We start from the raw sequence: 15,883 nt of genomic DNA, 5'->3' as shown, positions 1-15,883 counted from the left end.
TTGTGGGCGGTCAGAACAGCGGTTCGCCCCAGGTTTCGGTGAAGACCATCTCGGACAGCGGTTTGCGGGTGCGCGGGCGAAGTTCCTTCTCCCGCAGCCGTTCCGGCATGCCGTCCAGGGTGCCGAGGCGGCCGACCGCGACCGCGACGATCGGTTCGTACTCGGCCGGGATGCCGAACTCCGCGCGCGCGGCGTCCCGGTCGAACCCGGCCATCTGGTGCGCGTGCAGGCCCTCCGCGACGGCCTGCAGCACCAGGTTCTCGGTCGCCAACGCCAGCCCGTACTCGCCGTAGGGCATCGGCTCGCCGTCCTCGTTGATCACGAGCGCCACCCCGATCGCCAGCGCTGAGGCGTTGCTGGTCCACCCCTTGTTGCCCCGCGACAACGTGCCGTGGATCCGGTCGAAGGTGGCCTCGCCGCGCCGTCCGGCGAGGTAACGCGCGGGCTGGGTGTTGCCCCAGGAAGGCGCCCACCTGGCCGCCTCGAACAGCGCGGTGAACTGCCGATCGCACAGCGTCGCGTTCGGGTCCAAAGCGCGTGGGCTCCACCGCTCGGCCAGCAGCGGATGCAGCGGCACCGACGTCTCCGCGGGCCTGCTCGCCGGCACGTCCACCGCGTATTCCTCGGCAGTCACGGGCACCTCCTGGATCGCTACTGGCGAGTCTGTCGGCCGCTCGCGCCGATGTCCATCAGATCGATGTCGCTCAGATCGGCTTCCATCAGATCGGCTTCCATCAGATCGCATACTGCCAGGCGGTCAGCGAGAAGGCGCCGAACCAGGAGCCGAAGAACACCAGCAACACCGAGGTGGTCACCGCCGTCGTCGTCCGCCTGTTCGCCAACCCGATCGCCACCGGGATCAGCAGCGGGAACGCGGGCAACATCAGGCGGACCTTCGAGTACATCAGCCCATCCGAGCCCAGGTCCAGCACCACGACCGCGGCCGCGAACGCGACCAACGGCCACGGCAGTCCCCGCCAGAGGCAGAGCACCAGCAGCATCACCGCGGCCAGCACGATCCACACCGTGACCGCCTCCAGCACGGACGTGTCGGTGGTCAGCGCCTCGATCATGAACTTCCCGGTGGCCAGGCCGCCGTCGAACGCCGACGACCAGCCCCGCCGCTGGAGTGCGAAGTACCCGGTGAGCTCGTTCGTCCGCAGCCCGACCCAGCCGATGTAGCCCAGCATCCCGGCCGGTGCGAGCACGAGCGCCAGCCACGGGCGCCAAGTCTCCCGGCGGCGCACGATGGCGATCAGCGCGGCCAGCCCGACGACCGCGATCAGCGCGGCGGCCGTCGGGCGCACCAGCCCCGCGCCAGCGCAACACAGCCCGGCCAGCAGCCAGTTCCGCTCGACGACGCCGATCAACGCCCAGATCGACAACGCGCAGAACAATGCCTCGGAGTACGCCATTGAGAGCACGACGGACATCGGGGCCGCGGCGAACAGCACGACGAGCAGCAACCCGACGCCGTCCGAGCCGCCGATGCGGCGTCCCAGCCGAGCCAACCCGTACGCGGCCACGACGCCGCAGGCCAGGCTCGCGGTGATCGCCGCGCCGGTGACGCCGACACCGGGGATCCAGGACAACGCCATGATCAGCAGCGGATAGCCAGGGAAGAACGCCAGCGGCGTCTCTGGGTAGCGGTGCCCGAATCCGTCGACCATGTTCGGGTTGACCCCGCTGTAACCGTGCGCCGCGATTTCCAGGTACCACTGCCCGTCCCAGGCCCGCAGGTTGTCGATCACCGTCTCGTGGTTGGCGGCCGACAACCACGCCAGCACCAGCAGCCCGACCAGCCGGATTGCGAGGTAAACCACAGCCGGGCCGAAAGCGATGATCAGCCGCTGCCGCCGCGGCGAGCTCCGGCGCACCCGGTCCAGCAGTCCCCAGACAGGTTGTTTCCGCAGCGTAGCGGCAATGTTTCCGGTGCTCCCCAGGGGCGGATCGATCGCTCCGGGAGTGGTGGACAACCCGGCCCTCCGCTCTTGTCGACAATCGCGTCCAACAGGGTAGTGGCGGCGGCCGGGACTGGGGTCGGGCGGTATCGGTTCGGTAGGCTAATCCGGCAGCGGAGCGACCTGGTGAGAGGCCGTTTCGGCCAGGTTGGCCGACGCTGCCTCCTACCCGGTCGCGGGGCTTTCCGGCCCGCCGATGCGGTGTGCCGGGGTGCTCCTTCGTCCACTCGGTGTCAGTGCGGGTCCAACCCGCGCCCGGGACGACCGCACGGTCGAGGAGGTTTGTTTCACGTGGCGCTCGTCGTCCAGAAGTACGGCGGTTCCTCACTCGAAAGTGCTGATCGCATCAAACGGGTCGCCGAACGCATCGTGGAGACCCGCAAGGCGGGCAACGATGTGGTCGTCGTGTGCTCGGCGATGGGCGACACCACCGATGAGCTGCTCGACCTCGCCAAACAGGTCAACCCGGCCCCGCCGGAGCGCGAACTTGACATGCTGCTCACCGCCGGGGAGCGGATCTCCAACGCGCTGGTCGCGATGGCGATCGAATCGCTCGGCGCCGAGGCCCGCTCGTTCTCCGGTTCGCAGGCCGGCGTGATCACCACGTCGGCGCACCAGAACGCCCGGATCATCGACGTCAGCCCCGGCCGGGTGCAGGAGGCGCTGGAGCAGGGCCAAGTCGTGCTGGTCGCCGGCTTCCAGGGCGTCTCCCAGGACACCAAGGACATCACCACGCTCGGGCGCGGCGGCTCGGACACCACCGCGGTCGCGGTGGCGGCCGCGATGAACGCCGACGTGTGCGAGATCTACACCGACGTCGACGGCGTGTACACGGCTGATCCGCGCATCGTGCCGGTTGCCAAGCACCTTGAGCGCATCACCTACGAGGAAATGCTCGAAATGGCAGCGACCGGTGCCAAGGTGCTGCACCTGCGCGCCGTCGAGTACGCCCGCCGCTACGGCGTGCCGCTGCACGTCCGCTCTTCTTACACACCCAAGCCCGGAACGATCGTGTCCGGCTCAGTGGAGGACCTTTCCGTGGAACAGGCGATGATCACCGGCGTCTCGCACGACCGGTCGGAGGCGAAGGTCACCGTGCGCGGTGTGCCCGACAACCCGGGTGTCGCGGGGCGGATCTTCCGCGTGGTCGCCGATGCCGAGATCGACATCGACATGGTGCTGCAGAACGTCTCCAGCACGTCGTCCGGGCTGACTGACATCACCTTCACGGTGGCGCGCAGCAACGGCGGGGTGGCGGTCACCGAGCTGGAGAAGATCAAGGAAGAGGTCGGCTTCGAGCAGGTCGTCTACGACGACAAGGTGGGCAAGGTCTCGCTGGTCGGCGCCGGGATGCGCTCGCACCCGGGCGTCACCGCGACGTTCTGCGAGGCGCTGTCCAACGCCGGGGTGAACATCGACATCATCAACACCTCGGAGATCCGGATCTCGGTGCTGATCCGCGACACCCAGCTCGACGACGCGGTGCGCGCCCTGCACGACGCGTTCGAGCTCGGTGGCGACGAAGAGGCCGTGGTGTACGCGGGGAGTGGTCGCTGATGGCCCAAGAGAAGAAGGCGCCGACGCTGGCAATCGTGGGTGCCACCGGCGCGGTCGGCACCGTCATGATCGACATCATCAACCACCGCGAATCGGTGCCGTGGGGCGAGATCCGGCTGATCGCTTCGGCCCGGTCCGCGGGCAAGAAGATCACCGTTCGCGGCCAGGAGCGCACCGTCGTGGAGCTGGCGCCGGAGGCGTTCGACGGCGTGGACATCGCGCTGTTCGACGTGCCGGACGAGATCTCCGCGCAGTGGGCGCCGGTGGCCGCCGAGCGTGGCGCGATCGCCGTGGACAACTCGGGTGCGTTCCGGATGGACCCCGAGGTGCCGCTGGTGGTGCCGGAGGTCAACGCGGACAAGGTGCACGAGCGGCCCAAGGGGATCATCGCGAACCCCAACTGCACGACGCTGTCGATGATGGCGGCACTGGGCGCGCTGCACCACGATTTCGGCCTTCGCGAACTGGTGGTTTCGTCCTACCAGGCGGCTTCCGGCGCCGGGCAGGAAGGCATTGACCGGCTGCAGGCGGAGATCGCCGCGGTGGCGGGCAAGGGCGTCGGCTCGCGAGCCGGTGACGTCGCCGAGGCGCTGGCGGCCGCCGGGCTGCCGGAGGAGACGCCGTTCAAGGCGCCGCTGGCGCTCAACGTCGTGCCGTGGGCCGGTTCGCGCAAGGACGACGGCTGGACCTCGGAGGAGCTGAAGGTCCGCAACGAGTCCCGCAAGATCCTCGGCATCCCGGATCTGAGGGTGTCCGCGACCTGCGTGCGGGTGCCGGTGGTGACGACGCACGCGCTGGCGGTGCACGCCACCTTCGAGCGCGAGGTGACCGTCGAGCAGGCGCACCGGGTGTTCGAGGCGCAGCCGACGGTCGTGCTGCGGGACGACCACGACAAGGGCGTGTTCCCGACCCCGGCGGGGGTGGTCGGTACCGACCCGACCTACGTGGGCCGGGTCCGGCAGGCGCTGGATTTCCCGAACACGCTGGACTTCTTCGTCTGCGGCGACAACCTCCGCAAGGGCGCGGCGCTGAACACCTACGAGATCGCCGAAACTCTCGCCAAGTGACCTGAGGTCCGACGGGGCGCCTTCCTCCTGGCCACAGGGGGGAGGCGCCCTTATTGTTGCTCATGGAGGCGGAGCGGCGCCCGTTTCACTCGAACGCGTGTTTGATCAACCGAAGGCTCAAATGCCCGTTCGATTCGGCCGATAGTGGAGGCATGTCCGTGATGACCTGGCCCGACCACCTGTTGACCCTGGCGGAGTTCGATCAACTCCCCGAGGACAACTCGCGGCGCTACGAGCTCCAGGAAGGCGTCCTCCAAGTGACCCCGAAAGCCGCTCCGTTCCATCAGTTCGTGATAGCCCGACTCACGAGCGAGCTTGATCGAAGGCTGCCTGCTGGCTGGGCAGCGGTTCCTGAGGCGGAGGTGGTCATGGCCGAGAAGTGGCCGCCTACTCTGCGAATTCCCGACGTGATCGTCGTTGGACTGGACAGGGTCCAAGAGCGGCCATCGAAGTTCCATGCGCAGGATGTGGCCATTGCTGTGGAGGTCCTGTCGCCCGGTTCGCGCCGGATGGACAACCTCGTGAAACGACACGAATATGCCGACGCTGGGATTCCGTTCTATTGGATCCTCGACATTCGGTCAAAGCTCGAGTTGACTGCTCATCGGTTGGTTGATCGCGCCTACAAGATAGAGTTCGAAGGAACCGGGACTTACCTCACCGACGAGCCCTTCGATCTGAAGATCGAACTGGACCGACTCGGCACCCGCATCGTCCCGCCCAGTTGAGTGGTCGGTACCAACGCGGCACGGACGAGTAAGGCCACGGTGTCCGGCGGATAGGTTTGGGGCATGGGTCAAGCCCCGGTCATCCTCGGCATCGATCTCGGCACCACGGCGACGAAGGTCGTCGCGGCGGGCAGCGATGCTCGCGTGCTGCATCAGACCGAGCGCGGATACCCGCTGCGCACCGATGAACCCGGCGAGGCGACGCAGGACGCCTCCCAGGTGCGCAACGCGGCGATCGAGGCGCTGGCCGAATGCGTGGCCTGGGCGGACGAGCATGACCACCCGGTCGCGGCGCTGTCGTTCAGCACCTCGATGCACACCCTGGTCGGCCTCGACTCGGCCGGTGAACCGGCCACCCCGTCGTTCAGCTGGGCCGACACCCGCGCGGCGGCGGTCGCGGCGCGGTTGCGATCCGACTGGGACACCGCCGCGGGCCTGCACCGGGCCACCGGGACTCCGGTCCACACCCAGTCGGTCATGGTGAAGTTGGCTTGGCTAAACGAAAGTCGCGGCGACCTGACCGAGGGCGTGGTGCGGTGGTGCGCGCTCAAGGACTTCGTCGTGGCCGCCTTCGTGGACGGGTTCGTCACCGAGTATTCGTTGAGCTCGGGCAGCGGCCTACAGGGCATGGCGACGCTGCGGTGGCACGAGCCCGCCCTGGAGGTCGCCGGCGTCGGGGCCGATCAGTTGCCGGAGATCCATGCGCCGACCGACACTTTGCCGCTGAAACGGCAGGTGGCCAAGGCTGCCAGGTTGCCGGAGGGGCTGCCGGTCGTGCTCGGTGGCGGCGACGGTCCGTTGGCCAACCTCGGCGTGGGGGCGGTCAGTCCCGGTGTCGCCGCGTTGTCGTTAGGTACCAGCGGGGCGCTGCGGGTGACCCGTGATCGGCCAGGCGTCGACGACCGATGCCGGACGTTCAGCTACGCGATGGGCGACGGGCTCTGGGTGATCGGCGGTGCCGTGAGCAACGGTGCCGTGGTCGGCCAGTGGGCCTCGGAGGCGTTCGGGGTCGACGTCGCGGATCTGCTCGACGAGGCGTTAGCGGTGCCGCCGGGTGCGGACGGGCTGATGTCCCTGCCGTACCTGCTCGGCGAGCGGGCCCCGTGGTGGGCGCCAGGTTTGACGGGTGCGTTCCTGGGGCTGCGACGCTCGCACGGACGCGCCGAGATGACTCGCGCCGTGGTCGAGGGGGTCGCACAGCAACTCGCGCTGGTGCGCGATGCGGTGACGGATTCCGGGGCGGAGGTGCGCGCGGTGCGCGCCACCGGCGGTGGATTCCGGAGCCGGGTGTGGGCCGACGCGATCGCGGCGGCGCTGGACCTCGACCTGGAGCTGGCCGAAGGCAGCGGCGGATCCGGGCTCGGCGCGGTGCTGCTGGGGTGGCGAGCGCTCGGCGAGTTGGATTCCCTGGAACGCGCCGCCGAGCTGGTGACCCCGGACGGCAAGGTCTCGCCGGACCCGGCGGCGGCCCGGGTGATGGCCCGCCGCCGACCGCTGGTCGATCGGCTGCACGCCACGCTGCGCGATCTGCAGTTCTGAGCCCAATGCCTGCGCCGTTCCGAGGCCGCGCAACCCGGTGAGGCGGTGGGGCGAGCGTCGATCGGCCGGACGAGGTTCGTAACCACCCCCTCGGGTGTTTTCTTGACTCATTCAAATCTAACCGTGGCATACTGGGCGTCGCCATGACCCTCAGCGCGACCAACGGCAACCACGCTGCCAGCGCGGGCGATCCGCGCGAGCGGCTACGAGCTGCCGGTCTGCGGGTCACCAAACCACGACTCGCGGTCCTGCGGTGGCTGGCCGACCATCCGCACGCGACCGCCGACCAGGTGGCGACCGCGGTGCGTCGGCGGCTCGGTTCGGTTTCCACGCAGGCCGTCTATGACGTGCTCCACGCGTGCAGCAATGCCGGGCTGTTGCGGCGGATCGAGCCGGCCGGGCACCCGGCCCGGTTCGAGACGCGGACCGCCGACAACCACCATCACCTGGTGTGCCGCGGGTGCGGCCGGACCGAGGACGTCGACTGCGTCCACGGCGCCGCCCCGTGCCTGACCCCGTCGTGCACGGCGGGCTACGCGGTGGACGAAGCGGAAGTCGTGTTCTGGGGGTACTGCCCGGATTGTCGGTCCTCGGCAACCGAGCCGGAGGATCTCAGCGACCACCACGAGGAGGGACGATCGTGAGCTCGGCACGACACACGACGACCAACGCCGGTATTCCCGTCGCCAGCGACGACCACTCGCTGACCGCCGGACCGAACGGCCCCGTTCTGCTGCAGGACCACTACCTGATCGAGAAGAACGCCCAGTTCAACCGCGAGCGGGTGCCGGAGCGCGTGGTCCATGCCAAGGGCGGCGGCGCGTTCGGTTTCTTCGAGGTCACCGACGACGTGAGCCAGTACACCAAGGCCGCAGTGTTCCAGCCGGGCACGAAGACCGAGACGCTGATCCGGTTCTCCTCGGTCGCCGGTGAGCTGGGTTCGCCGGACACCTGGCGGGACCCGCGCGGTACCGCGATCAAGTTCTACACCACCGAGGGCAACTACGACCTCGTCGGCAACAACACCCCGGTGTTCTTCATCCGCGACGCGATCAAGTTCCCGGACTTCATCCGCTCGCAGAAGCGCCGCGCCGACAACCACCTGCGCGACCACGACATGCAGTGGGACTTCTGGACCCAGTGCCCGGAGTCGGCGCACCAGGTGACCTGGCTGATGGGTGACCGCGGCATCCCGAAGACCTGGCGCAACATGAACCTCTACGGTTCGCACACCTACCTGTGGGTCAACGGCGCGGGCGAGAAGTTCTGGATCAAGTACCACTTCAAGACCGACCAGGGCCACGCGTTCCTGACCCAGGCCGAGGCGGACCAGCTGGCGGGTGGGGACGCCGACCACCACATCCGCGACCTGTGGACCACCATCAAGAACGGCGAGCACCCGAGCTGGACGCTGTACGTCCAGGTCATGCCGTTCGAGGAGGCCGCGGACTACCGGTTCAACCCGTTCGACCTGACCAAGGTGTGGCCGCACGGCGACTACCCGCTGATCAAGGTCGGCAAGTTCGTGCTGAACCGGAACCCGGAGAACTACTTCGCGCAGATCGAGCAGGCCGCGTTCGAGCCGTCGAACATGGTGCCGGGCATCGGCGCCTCGCCGGACAAGATGCTCCAGGGCCGGCTGTTCTCCTACCCGGACGCGCACCGCTACCGGATCGGCACCAACTACATGGACCTGCCGGTCAACCGTCCGATCGCGCCGGTGAACAGCTACGCCAAGGACGGCCAGATGCGGTTCAGCTTGGGCCAGGACCCGGTCTACGCGCCGAACTCCTACGGCGGCCCGCGCGCGGATGCCTCCGACGGCACCGACGAGGCGGCGACCGGCATCGAGCAGGAAGTCATCCGCTCGGCGTACCGGCTGCACTCCGAGGACGACGACTTCGGTCAGCCGGGGACGATGGTCCGTAACGTCTTCAGCGACGAGGAGCGGGCCCGGTTCGTCAACAACGTGGCCGGCCACCTTTCCGGCGGCGTGAGCAAGCCGGTCCTGGACAAGGCGCTGGACTACTGGCGCAGCGTCGACAAGGCCACTGGCGACAAGATCGCCGACAAGGTTCGCGGCTGAACACCGCGACGGCCGTTTCCACGGAAAGCGGTCCCCAGTCGGCACTGACCGCGGCAACCACCACGAGCGAAGGCCCTAGGAGCCCCAGGTTTCCAGGGCCTTCGCCCATGTCGCTGCGCGAAACCACGCAACCGCAATGACACCCCCAACGCTCACGGGTGAGCCGCCTCCTCCGCCGACTCCAGCAGGGCCAGCCGCAGCCGGGAAATGTGCAAACCGGCGGCCGGCGTTCTCTACGGCGGCCGTGCGGCGAGTCCTTCGAGCACCTCGCGCACCTCGTAGAGCGTCGCCAGTTCCGCCGGGCCGACGCGGGCTACCACCACGCCGCGGCTCATCCCTGGCCAGCCGTTCCTGCGTCAGCCGGAGTACCGCGTCGCGGACCGGGCTGCGGCTGACCTTGAGCTCGTCGGCGAGCCGCGTCGTGGCTGGCACCGGCTCGGGACCGCGCGGACGCCTGGCAGGCCGGAGCGCATGCCGCACGCCTACCGCAAAAGGGATCGACCGGATTGATGGTGAGCCTCGACCCGGTCGCCGACGAGCGGTCTGAGAGCACGTGCTCGACGGTGTCGCTGAGCGAGGTGGCCGGGCTCACCCGCGCGGTGCCGTACCTGCTGGCCAGCGATCTGTCCGCGACCCGCCTGGCCGCCGCAACCGAACTGGGTGCCGAGCCGATGCCCGAGGACGTGCCGCGAAACGATCATCCGCTGGTGGTCGAGGCCACCGGGTCTGAGGCGGGCCGTCGCCTCGCCTGGGAACTGGTCGAACCCGGTGGCGTCCTGCTGCTGCTCGGCGAGGGTGCGTCGGACCTGTCGTTCCCGATGGGACCTCGTTGGCGTCGCACGGACATGACGATGGTGCGCTCGTTCTACTTCCCGCTGCACGAGGTCGAGGCCAACTGGACGATCTTGCGCGCGATCGGCGAGGACCTGGCGCGAACGCTGTGCGTACGAACGGATTTCGCGGACCTCGAACAGACCTACCGGATGTTCGGCTCCGGTGATCAGCTCAAGCCGCTGGTGCGGATTCACTCCTCGAAGAACGGAGATACCCGATGACCCCCCTGGTACATGCTGGCCATGGACCAGCGGCTGTGGCTGAAACAGGCCGTGTTCGGTACGACCGACCTCACCGGGACGCAGACCCACGAGCTGGTGGCGATCAAGGAACTGATCGTCGACGGGGCGATCCGGGCCGTGTCGGAGCACGACGTGGATCCGGCGGCGGCCGCCGTTCTCGTCGACGAGGAACTAGGCGGTGAAAGCCCAGGCCGGATCAAGGGCGCCGGGCTCAGGTTATCGGTGGCGCTGGAGAAATCCCAACCGTCTGTCTACGAGGAGGAACCGCGCTCGGTCAGCGGCGAACTCCTGGCCGCGCACCGCCCGCACCTGCCCAAGGTGCTGGTCCGGTACAACCCGGCGGCGGCAGACGACCTCGCGCGCAAGCAACTGCTCGATCTGAAGTCCACACCGGACAGGGTGCGGCAGAGCGGGTTGCCGTTCTTGGTCGAGATCATCGTCCCACCGACCGAAGCGCAGTTGAGCGAGGCCGGCTCGACCGGACGATTCGACAGCGAACTGCTGCCCGGACTGACGCTGACCGCGATCGACCACATCAAGGAGACCGGTGCCCGGGTGGACTACTGGAAGCTCGAAGGCATGCCCGATGCCGAACGGTTCGCCGAGGTGCTGCGGCGGTGCCGGGCCGGCGTGGATCACTCGGTCGACGCCGTCGTCCTCGGCAAGAACGCGAGCCAGGAGACGGTGGCCCGGTGGTTGCGCGACGCGGCCGAGGCCGGGTTCATCGGCTTCGCGATCGGGCGCAGCATCTGGTGGGACGCGGTGCGGGAGCTGCGGGCCGAACGGATCGACCGGGACGCCGCGACGGGCATGATCGCCCAGTGCTACGCCGACAACTGCCAGATCATGGCTGATGCCTTGGGCCGTTGCACGCTTCAATGATGCACTTGGCCGAAAAGCCGTTGGCTTAGCGCGCCTTGCCCGACCAGTTCCGGCCGAACCGCCGTCACCGGCTTCCGGCGTCGCGTGCGAGGCCGAGGGCGCGGCCGGAATCCGGCGGGTCAACCGCGAGCGTGCGCGCCGGATGAGCCTTGGGCCGGGTGGGGACTTTGGGGATACTGCTGGTGTTGGGCGGTTTGCGGTCGGTGTGCACTGTGGACCTGGTGCACGATCAGGCGTTCGCAGCTGCGCAGGATCGTTCGGACCGCTTCGCGGTGAGTCCGGTCGTGCAGCGGGTTCACCGACTGTTCCCGCCAGCGCGACAGCGCGGCGGCAGCCTCGTCGGCCAAGTCCACTTCCAGGGTCGCCTCGTCCCGGCCGAGCCGCGCATACGGCGCGTTGCCGAACCCGCCCAGCAGCCGCTTCGCCTCCGCCTGGAGCGGACGGGCGAACCGGACCTGCCCGGAATCCAGCGCCGACAGCAGCCGCAATTCGTTCCAGTCGTGCGCGTTGGCCAGTAGCCGCTCGAACTCACCTCGCAACTGCTGCACCCCAGGCCGGGGGTTGGCGCGCAGCACCATATCGACGGCCAGCAACGCCGATCGCGCCCGCAATGCGTCCTGCCGCTCAACGAACTGCTGGTGCACCGTCTCTTGCAGCAGGGCCAGGCCGCTTTCGTCGAGCAACGCCGTACGCAGCTCTTGCGGCTCCGTCACGCCGCTGCGTAGTAGCGCCACCGCGCGCTCGATGCCGAAGTGCCCGAAGCGTTCGAGCAGCCGCTGCCGGACGGGCCCCGGCGTCGATTCCATCCCGCTGTTGATGAACCGGTCCGCCGAAAGCATCAGCGCGTCCTGTTCGTTTTGGGACAGCCGCGCCAGGTTGCCGAGCGCGGTGAACTCCTCGTCGGTCATCGTCGCGACGGCCTGCCCGAGCAGCCCGACCACCGGGACGAGGTGCTGCGCGAAGGACTGCAGCGTGGGATCGGTGCGGTAGCGCTCGGCGATCCGCTGGGCGGCTTGCAGCGCTTCCGGGCCGCCGCTGCCGGTTTCGTCTGCCCGGGAGAACGCCACGATCGTGTTGATCGGCACGCAGCGGGCCGTCTGCAATTCGTTGACCGACTGCAGGAACTGCAAATCGGTCTGCCGCGGGTACCGCGTCAGGTACAGCACCGCGTCGGCCTCGGACAAGATCTGCGCGAGCGCGGACCGCCCGGTCTCTTGCACCGCCGCGGACGCGACACCGGGGGTTTCGATCAGGGTGATGGCCTGCAGGCCCGGCGTCGGCGATTCGATCACCAGCCGGGCCACCTCGTCTGGCCGCCAGTGCTGCAGGTCGCGGATGGTCCCGGCGTCCAATGTGGTCACCGGTACCTTCTGCACCGCGCCGTGCGGGGTGTGCACCAGGATCTTCGGTTCCGGCCCGTACTGGTAGAAGGTGTTGACCTGGGTGCGTTCCTCGGCGTCGGTGGGCGCGAGCTCCTCGCCGACCAGCGCGTTGATCAGCGTGGACTTGCCCGATTTGACCCGTCCGCTCACGGCGATGCGCAGCGGTTGGTCGAGCCGTTCCAGCCGGCCGCGCAGCCAGGTCGAGGTGCGCGCGTCGTCCCGGTAGAAGGTCAGGGTGCGGATCAGCAGCGCACGCGCGCGTTCCAGCAGGCTGTCGTTGCTCATGCCGCGGTGATCCGGTTCTGGGTCAGCATGGTGGCCCGCCGTCGCAGCACCGCGAGCTCCTCCAGCTTCTGCCGGATCTCCCTGGCCCGCTGGTCCCGGTCGACCGCGCTGCGTTCGGCTGATCGCTTGATCTCCTGGATGGCCCGGCTGATCTCCATCTGGGCATCTTCGGTGATCCGCGAGTAGTGCGTGTACAGGGCCCGGTGCACGTCGCGGATGGCGTTCTTGGCGTCCCTGTTCACGTGGAAGATGACCTGCTCGATGTAGCGCTGGACGGCGCTCTTGGCCTCGGCCTGGCGGCGGCGCAGCCGCACGTCCTTCTCTTCCTTGAGGCTCTTGGTGCCCAGCAGCACGCCCGCCGAGATCGACACCACGTTGATCAGCGGCAGGTTCGCCATCGTGGTGATCAGGCCGAACATCAGCACCCCGCCGTAGGACCCGCGTAACCCGGTGAGGGCCTGGTCGAAGCGCTTGTATTCGGAGCCGGGCGGCAGCCTCGGCTCGGGGACATCGTCCAGCGGGTCGGGCGGGCGAACCCGGTCCAGTGCGGGGAGGGACCCGCCGTGCTCGGCCAGCATCTGGCCGGCGATCTGCTCGGCGAGCCGAGCCTGGCGCAGTTCCAGCCACTCGAAGCTTTCGACGATCGCGTCGGTGAGCCGGGCGGCCAGCCAGCCGCGGAACTCGTCCCAGACCTCCAGCGGATCCGCCGTCTCGAAGATCTCGCTGACCTGGTGCATCACCGCCCAGCCGCGTTCCCGGAAGTCGAATTCGATGTCGGCGAACAGCTCGGAAATGCCGTCGTTGAGCGTCTTTTGCCAGCGGCTGGAGACGCGCCGGAGATCCTCGGCGCGGCGCTGCGCGGTTTCCAGCTCCACCAGGGTCTCGGCGGCGGTTCGTGGGTTCTGCGCCGCCAGTTCGGCACGCAGCGCGTCGTTGATCTGGGTGAGCGCTTCGGAGACGTTGTGCGCCACCAACCGGCGGGTCAGGTTCTCGTGCTTGCCGGCCATCTCGGTCTTGAGGAATTCGAGCAGTGGTGGGAAGCCGGATTCGACGTTGAGGTTGGTGTTCTTGGCCTCCATCGCGTGCATCCGGATGCTCGACGAAACCGGGAAGATCTTGGCGGAGATACCGGCGTTGTCGAGGTGCTTGCGGTTGACCTCCAGGACCTTGCGCCAGTGCGGGGTCCGGTCGATCTTCGGCAGCACCAGCGCGACGTTCGGGCACAGCGCGGTGGCCTGCTTGAGGAAGGCCAGCTCGTTGGTGGTGAGCTCTTGGGTGGCGTCGGAGACCATCAGCAGCGCGTCGGCCTCGGCGACCACGCCGAGCGTGGTCGCGGTCAGCGACGAGGACACGCTGCCGACGCCCGGGGTGTCCATCAGCGCGAGACCGTTCTGCAACACGACGCGCGGGATGCCGATCTCGCCGCGGGTGACCGGGCGGCCGTGCGCGAGGGCGCGGTCGAGCTGTTCGCGGACCTGCTCGATGGGCACCGGCAGGCGCTCCAGCGCCGTCGGCCCGTGCGCCGGTTCGTGCTCGATGAGCAGGGCGGTCGGCTCGTCGGCGTACCGGACGAGGGTCGGCACGACGGTGGTGACATCGTCGCCGGAGGCACACACCGGGGCGTTCACGATGGCGTTGACCAGGGTGCTTTTGCCCTGCTTCGATTCGCCCACGACCAGCACGAGCCGCGTTGGGTCGAGCACGCGGGTGCGGATTTGCCGCAGCCGCCCGTGCAGATCGGCGCGCTGCTGCTCGGCACATTCCGCAGTCGCGCGATCGATCAGTTCCACCAACGCCGTCTCGATCACGGCGTCGATTGTGGCGTGCGTCGGCGATGAGAGAAACCCAAACGACTGAACTCACAGATTCGGCGCGCACCCGGAGTGCCTGAAGATCACAAAGCCGGGGCGCAATGCGAAGAATGCCGGGATCCGCGAGGGCGGATCCCGGCATTCAGTTGCTCACTGCGTTCAGAGCATGCCGTCCAGCGGCAGCGCCGAGGTGGCGTCGCCTGCCACGTGCTCCACGGCGTCGCCCCCGACCGGCAGGTGGGAGGCCGCGTGGTGGGAGGTGACGTGGTCCACCGGCAGGTGGGAGGTGACGTGGTTGACCGCCAGGTCGTGGGAGATGTCGTCGCCCGCAATGCCACCGGCGACGCCGGCGACCGGGACGTTGCCCGCGATACCGGTCACGTCGCCGTCGACGCCGGTCACGTCGGAGACCTTGGCGAGCACGTCGGTGTGGTCGATCACGTTGCCCGCGATACCGGTCACGTCGCCGTGGACGACGTCGCCCGCGACACCGGTCACGTCGCCGACGTTCACGTCGCCGACGGTCGGCGTGGCACCCGCGGTCCTGGCCGCGTCGCCAGCTGCCACGTCGTTCACGACCGGGGCGTGGGCGACGATCGAGGTCACGTCGCCGCTGGCCACGTTCTGGGCCACGTCGGTGACGTTGACCTTGCCGATCAGCGGGGCGTTGTTCACGATGCCCAAGGCGTCGCCGCTGGCCACATCGCCGACGAGGTGGTTCGCGTCGCTGTTGACAAGGGCGCCTGCGGCCACGCCGACGAAGTCGCCAGCGGTCTGGTTGACCTGGGTGACCCCGCCGTAGGTGACGTCGCCCGCGGTGGAGGCGATGTCGCCCACATTGACGACGTTGCCGATGATGTTGCCGTTGGCGATGCCGTTGGCGATGTTGTTGTCGCTGACCACGTCGTGGACGCTAACGAAGTTGTGCGAGTCAGTCTCGTTGTGCTCGACGTTGACGTTCACGTCGCCGCCCTTGGGGGGGTACGGAGCCGGGGCCGGGGCCGGCAGGTGCGCGTCGACGTCGCTGTCCTTGCCGAAGGAGGCGGGGACGGGGTTCTTCAGCATGCTTTGTTCTTCCTGCTCGAGTGGATGTGCGGGATGCAGTTGGTTGATCGCGACGTGCTGGCTGCTCGCAGCGAAATTCTCAACGCTGCTCTGGAGCGAGCGGTCGTATTCCGTTACGACCTCGACCGGCGCGTAGTCGAGAACCAGCGACGTGGCTTGCAGCACGTCTGTCGCGCTCATGCCCCCGAGTCCGGCCTGATCCAGCGTGGCTTGCGGATCAGCATCGAAGGCCGATCGGGCGGCTGGGTCGCTGACGAGGCGCGTGAGGAACTCGTACAGCGTCGGCTCGCCCGACGGGCCAGTGGCGGAGTGCGTCCCGGGGTCGGAGGTAGGGGACTCGGCCCGACCGGTCGCGTGCTGAGAGTTCACCATCGTTTGGTCCTCCCGATGCTCAGCGTTACTCGGCTGGGTGTCGAGCGAGGCCGCGCGGTCCCTCACTCCGAT

The 15,883-nt window shown here is 68.5% G+C and carries 13 protein-coding genes and 1 pseudogene; 8 read left to right on the top strand and 6 right to left on the bottom strand.

Going from position 1 to position 15,883, the window contains the following annotated elements; all coding sequences use genetic code 11:
• Positions 1-10 precede the first annotated feature (10 nt).
• The gene (locus BJ970_RS07895) at positions 11-634 is read right to left on the bottom strand and encodes a nitroreductase family protein (protein ID WP_184725486.1); all 624 of its coding nucleotides are present in this window, start codon (positions 632-634) and stop codon (positions 11-13) included.
• 100 nt (positions 635-734) lie between these two features.
• Positions 735-1,976 carry a putative hexosyltransferase gene (locus BJ970_RS07890; RefSeq protein WP_184725484.1) on the bottom strand — a complete coding sequence of 414 codons (1,242 nt, stop codon included), beginning with the start codon at positions 1,974-1,976 and terminating at the stop codon, positions 735-737.
• 276 nt (positions 1,977-2,252) lie between these two features.
• Here BJ970_RS07890 and BJ970_RS07885 point away from each other — a divergent pair, with 276 nt between their 5' ends.
• From BJ970_RS07885 to BJ970_RS07860, 6 genes are all read left to right on the top strand, one after another.
• Complete coding sequence (locus tag BJ970_RS07885) at positions 2,253-3,518, top strand: aspartate kinase (RefSeq protein WP_184725483.1); 1,266 nt, start codon at positions 2,253-2,255, stop codon at positions 3,516-3,518.
• The gene (locus BJ970_RS07880; protein ID WP_184725482.1) at positions 3,518-4,585 is read left to right on the top strand and encodes an aspartate-semialdehyde dehydrogenase; all 1,068 of its coding nucleotides are present in this window, start codon (positions 3,518-3,520) and stop codon (positions 4,583-4,585) included. Before BJ970_RS07885 ends, BJ970_RS07880 begins: the two co-directional genes overlap by 1 nt.
• Before the next feature lie 152 nt (positions 4,586-4,737).
• Positions 4,738-5,313: a Uma2 family endonuclease gene (locus tag BJ970_RS07875; RefSeq protein WP_184725481.1), complete on the top strand. Its 576-nt coding sequence runs from the start codon at positions 4,738-4,740 to the stop codon at positions 5,311-5,313.
• A gap of 63 nt (positions 5,314-5,376) precedes the next feature.
• Entirely contained in the window at positions 5,377-6,852 is a 1,476-nt protein-coding gene (locus BJ970_RS07870; RefSeq protein ID WP_184725480.1) for a gluconokinase, read from the top strand.
• Between the two features lie 143 nt (positions 6,853-6,995).
• The gene (locus tag BJ970_RS07865) at positions 6,996-7,496 is read left to right on the top strand and encodes a Fur family transcriptional regulator (protein WP_184725479.1); all 501 of its coding nucleotides are present in this window, start codon (positions 6,996-6,998) and stop codon (positions 7,494-7,496) included.
• Positions 7,493-8,938, top strand: a complete 1,446-nt coding sequence (locus BJ970_RS07860; RefSeq protein WP_184725477.1) for a catalase — start codon at positions 7,493-7,495, stop codon at positions 8,936-8,938. The genes BJ970_RS07865 and BJ970_RS07860 overlap by 4 nt, the downstream gene beginning before the upstream one ends.
• A 375-nt stretch (positions 8,939-9,313) precedes the next feature.
• Here the strand turns inward: BJ970_RS07860 and BJ970_RS39910 are convergent.
• Positions 9,314-9,370: pseudogene (locus tag BJ970_RS39910) on the bottom strand (hypothetical protein); the annotation flags it as partial.
• A 77-nt stretch (positions 9,371-9,447) separates the two neighbouring features.
• Between BJ970_RS39910 and BJ970_RS07850 the strand changes: the two are divergent.
• Together BJ970_RS07850 and BJ970_RS07845 are read left to right on the top strand one after the other, a co-directional pair.
• Entirely contained in the window at positions 9,448-9,993 is a 546-nt protein-coding gene (locus tag BJ970_RS07850) for an MDR/zinc-dependent alcohol dehydrogenase-like family protein (protein ID WP_184725473.1), read from the top strand.
• 12 nt (positions 9,994-10,005) lie between these two features.
• Positions 10,006-10,896 (top strand): 2-deoxy-5-keto-D-gluconate 6-phosphate aldolase domain-containing protein, encoded by an 891-nt coding sequence (locus BJ970_RS07845; RefSeq protein ID WP_184725471.1) that lies wholly within the window; start codon positions 10,006-10,008, stop codon positions 10,894-10,896.
• 119 nt (positions 10,897-11,015) lie between these two features.
• On the opposite strand, the gene BJ970_RS07840 is transcribed toward BJ970_RS07845, so the two are convergent.
• The 3 genes from BJ970_RS07840 to BJ970_RS07830 all read right to left on the bottom strand — a co-directional run bounded on the left by BJ970_RS07840 (position 11,016) and on the right by BJ970_RS07830 (position 15,811).
• A complete protein-coding gene (locus BJ970_RS07840) occupies positions 11,016-12,563 on the bottom strand; it encodes a dynamin family protein (RefSeq protein WP_246470762.1) in 1,548 nt (515 codons plus the stop codon).
• On the bottom strand, positions 12,560-14,371 hold the full coding sequence (locus BJ970_RS07835; protein WP_184725469.1) for a dynamin family protein: 1,812 nt from the start codon (positions 14,369-14,371) through the stop codon (positions 12,560-12,562). The genes BJ970_RS07840 and BJ970_RS07835 overlap by 4 nt, the downstream gene beginning before the upstream one ends.
• Positions 14,372-14,533: 162 nt before the next feature.
• A complete protein-coding gene (locus BJ970_RS07830; RefSeq protein ID WP_184725467.1) occupies positions 14,534-15,811 on the bottom strand; it encodes an IniB N-terminal domain-containing protein in 1,278 nt (425 codons plus the stop codon).
• Positions 15,812-15,883 lie beyond the last annotated feature (72 nt).

The organism is Saccharopolyspora phatthalungensis (assembly GCF_014203395.1).
Taxonomy (GTDB): Bacteria; Actinomycetota; Actinomycetes; order Mycobacteriales; family Pseudonocardiaceae; genus Saccharopolyspora; species Saccharopolyspora phatthalungensis.
The sequence above is the reverse complement of the archived record's forward strand: the minus strand, read 5'-3'. Positions and strand labels throughout refer to the sequence as shown.

What these genes read in the sequence shown, in the direction of transcription:
- BJ970_RS07840 (WP_246470762.1), bottom strand. Translation starts at nt 12,563, where the DNA reads ATGAGCAACGACAGCCTGCTGGAACGCGCGCGTGCGCTGCTGATCCGC.
- BJ970_RS07880 (WP_184725482.1), top strand. Translation starts at nt 3,518, where the DNA reads ATGGCCCAAGAGAAGAAGGCGCCGACGCTGGCAATCGTGGGTGCCACC.
- BJ970_RS07830 (WP_184725467.1), bottom strand. Translation starts at nt 15,811, where the DNA reads ATGGTGAACTCTCAGCACGCGACCGGTCGGGCCGAGTCCCCTACCTCC.
- BJ970_RS07865 (WP_184725479.1), top strand. Translation starts at nt 6,996, where the DNA reads ATGACCCTCAGCGCGACCAACGGCAACCACGCTGCCAGCGCGGGCGAT.
- BJ970_RS07845 (WP_184725471.1), top strand. Translation starts at nt 10,006, where the DNA reads ATGCTGGCCATGGACCAGCGGCTGTGGCTGAAACAGGCCGTGTTCGGT.
- BJ970_RS07870 (WP_184725480.1), top strand. Translation starts at nt 5,377, where the DNA reads ATGGGTCAAGCCCCGGTCATCCTCGGCATCGATCTCGGCACCACGGCG.
- BJ970_RS07850 (WP_184725473.1), top strand. Translation starts at nt 9,448, where the DNA reads ATGGTGAGCCTCGACCCGGTCGCCGACGAGCGGTCTGAGAGCACGTGC.
- BJ970_RS07875 (WP_184725481.1), top strand. Translation starts at nt 4,738, where the DNA reads ATGTCCGTGATGACCTGGCCCGACCACCTGTTGACCCTGGCGGAGTTC.